General features: G+C 62.8%; 1 protein-coding gene. It reads right to left on the bottom strand.

Annotation, left to right across the window (positions count from 1 at the left end):
* Positions 1-181 precede the first annotated feature (181 nt).
* Positions 182-1,627 carry a DNA cytosine methyltransferase gene (locus ACWJ6R_RS35770; RefSeq protein WP_449066453.1) on the bottom strand — a complete coding sequence of 482 codons (1,446 nt, stop codon included), beginning with the start codon at positions 1,625-1,627 and terminating at the stop codon, positions 182-184.
* Positions 1,628-1,825 lie beyond the last annotated feature (198 nt).

Below are 1,825 nucleotides of genomic sequence, written 5' to 3'. Positions count from 1 at the left end.
CTGCCGCGTCCGCACCGCCTCGGCCCCGTCCATCCTGGCCACGATGCGCAGCTACGCCATCGGCGCGTTACGCCTGCTCAACCACACCAACATCGCCGAGGGCACCCGCTGGGCTCGCGATGATTTCAATAACCCGCTCATCGCCCTCGGTCTCACGATGTGAGAACTCCTTCAGCCCTTGCTATGAGGGCCTGACCTGATCGTCACGATGGCCAGTGGCCGATCGGGAAGTCCCCTCCTCAGCGGAAAGCTCTCGATGTCCGTGAATACGTTTCGCTGCCATGGAGGGGCTACACGAGCTGGCGTCGTCGGGGCACGTGTCGCACGAGAGAACCGCCTCTTTCATCTTGCGCAGAGTTTCACTCCACGCCATCTTCCGTAAAACGACCTGCTCGAGAACATCTTTTTCAATGTCGAGCGCCGCGGCAAGAACATGGGCAGCGAGACGCGGCGGAATGGCATTGCCGATCTGTTGAGCGATATCACGGCCGGACCAGGGGTAGTCAGCGGGGAAACTCTGCAACTGTCCCGCCTCGGCGTTAGTGAAACGAGGAAGATTGACACCATCATCCGTAACCACCCGATTACGGGAGATCTTTCCAGTGACAGTGGCTGCGGGCTCGCAGGACCTACGTCGACCTCGGGCTCTGGGGTCACCACCGGTACCGTAGTTCGAGACGACGACGAACGGCCCCTCTCTGTCGAGCTCGTCCCCCATCGTCACCCACCGACCCAGCTTCTTGTCGCCCTCTGGAGGAAGCACTCCCTTGCGGTACGGATGGTGTGTTGCCGTTGGCATCGCGGCCCGACCATTGAGGCGGGCGATCAGGACTGCGCGACGTCGGGTCTGCGGAACCCCGAACTCCTCCGTGCGCAGCACGTCGCAGATCGCCGAGTAGCCCTCACTCTCGAGGATTTCCTTCATCGCTTCCCACACTGGCAGCACCGCCGGCACCTGCTCCAGCACGATCACGTCATAGGGACGGTGCGCGTCCACCGCTGCGAGTGCCCACCGCAGAGGCTCCAGCACCAGTCCTGTACGTTCGTCCTCCAAAGTCGCCAGGTCCGAGGTGACGTCTTCGCGGGCTGCCATACGTTTGGCGAAGGCAAGCACGTCGTCCAGAGCGCGGCGTCCAGCGCCGGAACCTGCAACGGTGTACGTCTGACACGGCGGCCCGCCGGTGAGAACGGTAGCGGTCGGGAAATCCGATGGTCCGAACTTGCGCACATCCCCTGGAACGGTGTGCAGTCCGGCTTCATCACGAGTGGCGCACGCGTTCTTGTCCCATTCAATGCCGACGACGGGTATTCCCAACTGACACGCGGCCACGTCCAACCCGCCTGGCCCGGCGAACAGATCCACGATTTCGACGGCGTGCACGCGGTCTCCTGGCTGTCGGAGTGAAGCTCGGTGGCGGCAGAGCTGGTGTGCGCCCATCGCCGATCCATCCCCGAAGCCCGCCATGACCAGGAAAGGGTACTCCCTGCCCATGGTGGCCAGCCACCGCAGAGCGGTTGCCAGCCACATGACGAGCACGAACGCGTCCCCATGATCCGTCTGGACAGAGCCATACGCGAGAGCCGAGGTGCCCTCTGGCATGAACGCAACTTCGTCGAGTGCATGCATCGCCTCACCGAAGACACCGATCCTCCTCCTCTCCCCGCTCGACGGGACATGCGACCGCTTCCTGACGACAGGACGGACCGTCCACATCTGCGGCGGCACAGGATGCCAGAGCCTCAGCAGCCTCATGAGCAGGAAGACACTTGAGAGGGAGTTTTGTTAGCTTTTGTTCCTGTTCATCGTGAATAGGCCGGGTTCCGG

It is taken from the genome of Planomonospora algeriensis, from assembly GCF_977012225.1.
The sequence above is the reverse complement of the archived record's forward strand: the minus strand, read 5'-3'. Positions and strand labels throughout refer to the sequence as shown.

What these genes read in the sequence shown, in the direction of transcription:
- ACWJ6R_RS35770 (WP_449066453.1), bottom strand. Translation starts at nt 1,627, where the DNA reads ATGCATGCACTCGACGAAGTTGCGTTCATGCCAGAGGGCACCTCGGCT.